The sequence below is a fragment of the Paraburkholderia sp. genome (assembly GCF_035656215.1).
Classification (GTDB): domain Bacteria; phylum Pseudomonadota; class Gammaproteobacteria; order Burkholderiales; family Burkholderiaceae; genus Paraburkholderia.
This window is the reverse complement of sequence record NZ_DASRSY010000168.1, coordinates 1-7517: the sequence shown is the minus strand read 5'-3', so window position 1 is coordinate 7517 and position 7517 is coordinate 1. Positions and strand designations below refer to the sequence as shown.

General features: G+C 60.4%; 7 protein-coding genes and 1 pseudogene. 2 read left to right on the top strand and 6 right to left on the bottom strand.

All coding sequences use genetic code 11. The features are described from left to right. From VFE81_RS09805 to VFE81_RS09780, 6 genes and pseudogenes are all read right to left on the bottom strand, one after another. Positions 1 to 136 (bottom strand): annotated as a pseudogene (locus tag VFE81_RS09805) (ATP-dependent helicase); the annotation flags it as partial. A gap of 136 nt (positions 137 to 272) precedes the next feature. Next, complete coding sequence (locus VFE81_RS09800; protein WP_325044405.1) at positions 273 to 422, bottom strand: hypothetical protein; 150 nt, start codon at positions 420 to 422, stop codon at positions 273 to 275. 268 nt (positions 423 to 690) lie between these two features. Next, positions 691 to 1626, bottom strand: coding sequence for a dihydrodipicolinate synthase family protein (locus VFE81_RS09795; RefSeq protein WP_325044404.1), 936 nt, complete (start codon positions 1624 to 1626; stop codon positions 691 to 693). 26 nt (positions 1627 to 1652) lie between these two features. After that, on the bottom strand, positions 1653 to 3365 hold the full coding sequence (locus VFE81_RS09790; RefSeq protein ID WP_325044403.1) for an IlvD/Edd family dehydratase: 1713 nt from the start codon (positions 3363 to 3365) through the stop codon (positions 1653 to 1655). Between the two features lie 50 nt (positions 3366 to 3415). After that, a complete protein-coding gene (locus VFE81_RS09785; RefSeq protein WP_325044402.1) occupies positions 3416 to 4132 on the bottom strand; it encodes a FadR/GntR family transcriptional regulator in 717 nt (238 codons plus the stop codon). Positions 4133 to 4346: 214 nt separating this feature from the next. Next, the gene (locus VFE81_RS09780; protein WP_325044401.1) at positions 4347 to 5288 is read right to left on the bottom strand and encodes a LysR substrate-binding domain-containing protein; all 942 of its coding nucleotides are present in this window, start codon (positions 5286 to 5288) and stop codon (positions 4347 to 4349) included. 53 nt (positions 5289 to 5341) lie between these two features. Between VFE81_RS09780 and psrA the strand changes: the two genes are divergently transcribed. Together psrA and VFE81_RS09770 are read left to right on the top strand one after the other, a co-directional pair. Beyond that, positions 5342 to 6433, top strand: coding sequence for an iron-containing alcohol dehydrogenase PsrA (gene psrA / locus VFE81_RS09775; RefSeq protein WP_325044400.1), 1092 nt, complete (start codon positions 5342 to 5344; stop codon positions 6431 to 6433). 181 nt (positions 6434 to 6614) lie between these two features. Further along, a partial coding sequence (locus tag VFE81_RS09770) for an MFS transporter (protein WP_325044399.1) occupies positions 6615 to 7517 on the top strand: 903 nt, incomplete at its 3' end.

Here is a 7517-nt window from a genome sequence, read left to right as displayed (position 1 = left end):
GTGCCGCAGCCATGACGTCGCGGCCACTGAGCACAGCAGGAATCGCCTTGGCCTGCACCGGCGTAGGTGTCTGATAATTGAGGTCCTGCACATTACGCAGCAAGGGATCGATCAGGCCAAGCGAGGCAAAAGACATTGGCGAATTCCGGGCTAAAGCCGCAATTCTAGCGGTTGCCGCCTGATTGCGCCGCGCAGATCAATGGTCAAAAAAGATCGACGTTGATCGCCACTGAAAAACGTAGCGGTGCCAGGTGCCGCGCCGGCAGGCTGTACTACGAGACACCGATGAGCAGCACTGCCGCCAGCGCCAGCCCCAATTGCATCAACAGCAAACGTGTCCGTGGCCGCGCAACCAGCCACGCGCGCACCTGCATCGCAACCAGCTGCCCGAAATAAGGCCAAGGTCCTGCCGGGTCATCCATGATCGGATCTGTCGCAGTAACGAAAATAAGGAAAAGTCGAGACGGCACGAATAGGAATGCTTATTTCGCAAGCTCGTGGAACTGCTAGGTGAATATGGCGCCTCAAGCCTTGGAGCGAGTGGTCAAGGGGGAATACTTTGGGATGGTGGTCGTGAAGTCTCAAGCTTGAGCGCGCGAACGTTTCGCCCCTGGCAGCGCGGCAATCGATGCAGTAGCGCACACGTAAAAATATGCCGGGCTTAGTACTCATTTCAGAAAGGGCGTTGTCTCAAGCTACAACCTTTCCAGATAGCGGAGACCTCAAAGGACCCAGCCGCATTGCAAAGCGCCGCGCACATTCCAGCCCGAAAGCCGTCGGCGCGACGCCGCGATCGTACTGCACGTCGAAGCCCATTCGCCACGCGGCGATGCGCTTGCCGTAGCACGTGAGAGCGTCGAGCGATTGCATCACAAAGACGATAGCCGGCAATGTCTGGGCATAGAGCGATTCGGCTTCCTGCTCAAGTCCGTTGGCGAACGCCCGTTGTATTGCAACCTGCCAGTCGAATGTGTCTGGCGCAACGATCAGTCCGGCACATCCCGCCCGCAGGTTGTCGACGAGTTCCTGTCCACCCCTTCCATTAAAGACCGGTAACGTATGACCGAGCGCGCGCAGCCGCTCGACTGTGCCCTGAATCGTGGTCGCAGGTCCCTCGCCTTTAAGCAGGCGGAAATTTGGACATCGACTCGCAAGCGCCGCGATCGATTCCGCCGACAAGCCGACACCGAGGTATTCCGGCGCGTTCTGGATACCGACCGGGACGCGCGTGCGCTCCATCACCGCGGCAAAGAAGTCGAAGTAGAACGATTCCGGCTTGTCGCGCATTGACGGCGGCTGAAGGATCAGCCACGAAGCGCCGCGCTCGACGGCGTAATCAGCCATGGCGACTTGCGCATCGACCGTATCGCCCGTGATCGTGACGACGAGCGGTACGCGTGCGGCAATATCTTCGCTTGCCCAGTCGATCAGTTGATGTTTCTCATCAAGCGATAACCGGTTTACCTCGGTCGCGAGACCGAGTATGACGATGCTCCGGGCGCCAGCCGCGATCGTCGCATTGATCTGCGTCCGTAGTGCTTCGCGATCCAATTGGTTGCGGGCGTCGAAGTAGGCATAGAGAACAGGCCAGATTCCGCTCGGCGAAGAATGGGTGTCGGGTGTCATCGATATCATCCGCTGCCAGGTGTAGTTCAATGCGAGTCGCGCGGTACCGCAGCGCCGCTCGATCCGACCAGGAAGTCGAGATCCGCGCCCTGGTCCGCCTGCAGCACATGGTCGACGTAAAGCTTGTAGTAGCCGCGTGTGGGCGACGCAGGTGCCTGCCACGCGGCGCGCCGGCGTGCGAGTTCTTCGTCGGTGACATCCAGATGCAGACGGCGGGCGTCGACGTCGAGTTCGATCATATCGCCGGTTTGTACGAATGCGAGCGGACCGCCCGCGGCTGCTTCTGGCGATACATGCAGCACCACTGAGCCGTACGCCGTGCCGCTCATGCGGCCGTCGGAAATGCGCACCATGTCCGTGATGCCTTTTTGCAGCACCTTCTTCGGCAGCGGCATGTTGCCGACTTCCGCAAAGCCCGGATAACCTTTCGGCCCCGCGCCCTTGAGCACCATCACGCAGTGCTCGTCGATGTCGAGCGAGTCGTCGTCGATCTTCGCGTGCAATTCCTCGATGTTCTCGAACACGACCGCGCGACCGCGATGCTTCAGCAGATGCGGCGTCGCGGCCGACGGCTTGATCACCGCGCCATTCGGCGCCAGGTTGCCCTTGAGCACCGCGATACCGGCCTTCGGCTTGAACGGCTCGGCGAACGTCGTGATGACTTTCTCGTCGTGATTTGGCGCGTTGCGCACGTTGTCCCAGATCGTCTTGCCGTTCACCGTCAGCGCTTCGCGATGCAGCAGGCCCTGTTCGCCGAGTTGCTTCAGCACTGCGGGTAGGCCGCCCGCGTAGTAAAAGTCTTCCATCAGGTATGCGCCTGACGGTTGCAGATTCACCAGACACGGCACGTTCGAGCCGAGCTCCCAGTCTTCGAGCGACAGTTCCACGCCGATGCGCTTGGCCAGCGCAATCAGATGCACGACCGCATTGGTCGAACCGCCGATCGCCGCATTCGTGCGGATCGCGTTTTCAAAGGCTTGGCGCGTGAGGATCTTGTCCATTGTCAGATCCTCGCGGACCATATCGACGATACGCCGCCCGGCGAGATGCGCGAGCACCTGCCGGCGTGCATCGACGGCGGGAATCGCCGCGTTGTGCGGCAAGCCCATGCCGAGCGATTCGACCATAGACGCCATCGTCGACGCCGTGCCCATCGTCATGCAGTGGCCGCGTGAGCGGTTCATGCATGACTCGGCTTCGGTGAATTCCTCCTGCGTCATCGTGCCCGCGCGCACTTCCTCGGACATCTGCCAGACACCCGTGCCGGAGCCGATGTTCTTGCCGCGAAAGCGGCCATTGAGCATGGGGCCGCCCGACACGGCAAGCGCGGGCAGATTGCACGACGCCGCGCCCATCAGCAGCGCCGGCGTGGTCTTGTCGCAGCCGACCAGCAGAATCACCCCGTCCATCGGATTGCCGCGGATCGACTCCTCGACGTCCATCGAAGCGAGGTTGCGGAACAGCATCGCAGTAGGGCGCAGATTCGACTCGCCGAGCGACATCACCGGAAACTCGAGTGGCAAACCGCCCGCTTCGTGAACGCCTTTTTTTACGTACTCGGCGAGCTCACGAAAATGCGCGTTGCACGGCGTCAGTTCGGACCACGTATTGCAGATGCCGATCACCGGACGTCCGTCGAATTCGTCGTGCGGAATGCCCTGGTTCTTCATCCACGAACGATGAATGAAACTGTCCTTATCGTTCCTGCCGAACCAGCTCTGCGAGCGAAGTTTGCGCATGTCGTCTCCTTGTGTGTCTGTAGGGCACGTTTTGACAATCAGTTAATCGACTATCCCTGCGAGCGAAGTACTCCGCCGCGACCCAGTGCATCGAGATCGCGCCGCGTCGAAAGGAGTAGCCAGGTCATGGCGGCATGCGCTTCCGCGGGTTGTCGCCGGCGAATCGCTTCAAAGACGTTCCGGTGTAGCTGCAAGGACTCTTTCGGGGACGCCGCATGCTGACCCGTAAGTCGGATCTCGGCGGCAAGCGCTCCCCGGATCGTCACGATCAATTGTCGTAAAACCCAGTTCCCGGTTGCGTCGATGATTGAGGTGTGAAAAGACAGATCTGCATCGTGCCAACCTGGACCGCGTGTTCCTTCAGCCTGAGCTCCCATTGAAGTGAGTGCGGCTTCGATCTGTTCGATATCCTGATCGTTTGCACGTTGTGCGGCGAGCTCCGCGGCGCGAGGTTCAATAAGCAGACGTGCCTCGATCAGCGCCTGAAAAAATTCGACGTCGGCCACATACGTGACGGCTACGTCGAGCACGGTCGGGTCCAGCAGATTCCAGGCGCTGCGGGGCAGCACGCTGGCTCCTTTGCGACGACGCACTTCGATCAGGCCAAGGGACTGCAGCTTTTGCATGGCTTCCCGCGCCGCGGTTCGGCTGACCCCTCTCGCCTGGGCCAGTTCGATCTCGTTCGGCAAGGAAGTGCCCGGCGCATGCCGCCCGGACACGATCGCTTCGATCAAATCTGCGACGATCGACTCATGAAGCTTCAACATTCTCCCTCTCCGAATCGATCAACAATTTAGTCAGACATATTTAAGTGATTCAAGCCAATATGTAAGGGTATATGCAGTATTGTCGATAATATGACATACATATAGAGTTGACGAACAAGAATTTGCTATACGTACTCGTCGTCCGTAAGACGCATATCGGACAGGGAATGGGGGCCGTCGGGGAGAAATGCTCGCTTCAGTTGCCGGTACGCACCTAGCTCGCGGCGGCCTCAGCATCCTTTTCGACCAACACCTGATTGACCACATCCAGGAAAGCCTGCACGAGCCGCGCGGCTTTACGCTCGGCGAGGCAGGCGACATGCGCGTGAGTCAACACCTGCTCGCCCTGGATCATCAGCTTGCGCAGTCGCGAGTCGTCGACATGCTCGCGTTCCGACACCGCCGCTATCCCGAGCCCAAAGATGACCGCTTCGCGCACGGCCTCCCGGCTTCCCACTTCCAGCGCAAAGTTTGGCTCGATGCCGTGCTGGCGTAGAGCGTCTTCCAGCGCCTTGCGTGTCGTGGAGCCCGGCTCGCGCATGATCATGGGTTCGTCACGAAGTTCTTCCAGACGGACGCTGCGTCGGCGCGCCAGCCGATGCTTCGCCGGCACGATGATGACTAACGGGTGCTGACGATAGGGCACGTAATGAAGCAGGGGGTTTTCGCCGTATTGCGCCAGCACGGCGACATCCGTTTCATACGACAACAGGCCGCGAACGGTTTCCTCCGAGTTGCCGAGCCGGATCGATACACGCAATCCCGGGTACCGAAGATGAAACGCCGCGACGATTTCCATTGCGTGGAGTGGGCCAACGGCGCCCACGTGGATGATCCCGGTGCTCAGGCCCGCCGATTCCTTTAGAAAGTCGATGGCCTCCTGCTCGTTACCGAACATCCGCTGGGCAATCGCGAACAGGGTTTCCCCGGCCGCCGTCAGCATGATCCGACGGCCGCTGCGATGAAACAGCTCCACCCCGTAGCTTTCCTCCAGATCTCGCACCTGCGTTGTGACAGTCGGCTGGCTGACGTGCAGCGCCCGCGCGGCGGCCGTCACGCTGCCGTGCTTGCCGACGGCATAAAACGATCGCAATTGAGTGAGTCGCATAGATTGGTTGAATACATCGACAGAAATATTTGTATTTTTACTATACATCGATATTTCCCATAATTCATCCGTAACGACAGTCCACAAAACGAGGGGAGACGATGAACGGTGTCTTTTGGAATCCTGTAGAGGTGAATTTCGGTCCCGGCTGCATCGCGCGGCTACCGGAGATTCTCAACGGCCGCCGCGCCGTGGTCGTGACGTTCGCTGAGGCGGCACAGATCGGGCTCGTGAAACGGGTGCGCGAGTTGTGCGGCGACAGCGTGGTCGCGGTGATCGACGATGTCCAGCCGAATCCGGACGTGACCCATCTCGCCGGGCTGTACCGCGATTTCTGGCAAAAGCACGAGGATTGCCCGGTCGTTGTCGCGATCGGAGGCGGCAGCGTGCTCGACACGGCGAAAGCGCTGATGGTCGGAACGCAGAGCGGCGACTTCGCCGAACTGCTGGCCTTGCTCGACACGGGCAAGCCGTTCACCCCGCCGCGCGTGAAGTCGCTGATCACGGTGCCGACTACCGCAGGCACCGGCAGCGAAGTGACACCGTGGGCGACGATCTGGGATCGCACGATCAAGCAGCGCAAGTATTCGTTGCAGCTCCCGCAGACGTGGCCGGAAGCCGCGATCGTCGATCCGGATCTCACGCTGTCGCTGCCGCACTCGGTCACGGTGCAGAGTGGTCTCGATGCGCTATCGCACGCGCTCGAAGCCATCTGGAACGTCAATGCGAACCCGATCTCCGATGAATTCGCCGTGTCCGCCGCGCGCGACATGCTGGCCACGCTGCCGGCGCTCGTCGGGAATCTGCAGGACCGGACGCTACGCGAACAGGCTTCGCTGGCGGCACTCAAAGCCGGGCTCGCCTTCTCGAATACGAAGACCGCATTGGCTCATTCCATTTCGTATGAGATGACGATTCATCACGGTCTGCCTCATGGCATCGCGTGTTCGTTCACGCTGCCCATGGTGCTGGATCTCGCGCTTGGAAAAAGCGCTGCGCGCGACGCCGTGCTCGCGAAAGTCTTTCCGTGTCCACTGGCCAACGCGCGGGACTACCTGACCGATTTCCTCGAAGCGCTGGGTGTGCAAACGTCGTTCTCGAGCTACGGCGTCAGTGTCGAGGAATCGGACAAGATGATTGCGCACGCACTCAGTGGGCCACGCGGACGTAATTTCATCGCCGCGGCAGCCTGAAGTTTTCGCAGCAGCGAGGCAAAGGGAATCAGCATCACGGGACGGTGGTAGAGGAGGAAAAGAGACATCCGGTTTCGCACCGGCGTATCTTGCAGCACAACAAAAGCCGCATGAACGGCAAGTGCCGAGGCAGCGGACGTCACACGACGTCACGGGCCCGGCAACTATCAGGAGACAAGCAATGGAAGCAGTGGATATTGCAGGAGGCCCGGCAGTCAACGTCGACGCCAGGTCTGTGAAGTCGGTTGCCCTCGCCAGTCTGATCGGCACGACCGTCGAATGGTATGACTTTTTCCTCTACGGCACGATCACCGGGCTCGTATTCGACAAGCTTTTCTTTCCGACGGGGAACGCCTTCGTTTCCACCATGCTGGCCTACACGGTGTACGCGGTCGGCTTTGTCACCCGGCCGCTCGGCGGTGTGATCTTCGGCCATTTCGGCGACCGGTTCGGACGCAAGCCATTGCTGGTGCTCACGCTTTCCATCATGGGCGTGTCCACGTTTCTGATTGGGATCCTGCCAACCTATGCGTCGATCGGCATCTGGGCGCCGGCCTGTTTGCTCCTGTTGCGATTGCTGCAGGGCATTGGTCTTGGCGGCGAGTGGGGCGGTGCAGTGCTGATGGCCTTCGAGTATGCGCCTCGCAAACACCGCGGCCTGTATGCGTCATATCCGCAAATCGGGCTCGCAATCGGTTTGTGCCTGAGCAGCGGCGCGGTGGCCGCACTGACGACCTGGCTCACGCCCGAGGCTTTCCTGCAATGGGGATGGCGGGCCGCCTTCATGGCCAGCATCCTGCTCGTTGCCGTGGGCATGTTTATCCGCTTGCGCATCGTCGAGACGCCCGCGTTCACGAAGATTCGCGATACGCATGCGGTCGCGAAAGTACCGGCGCGCGAGGTATTCACCGACTACCGCGGCAATGTGCTACTGGGCTGGGGCGCGCGCTATATCGACGGTGTGATTTTCAACACGTATGCGGTGTTCTCGCTGAGCTACCTGATCGGCATCCACCACTATGCGAAGTCGGCGATCCTCGTGGCCGTGACGCTTGCCGCTTTTGTGCTGATGTTCATGATTCCG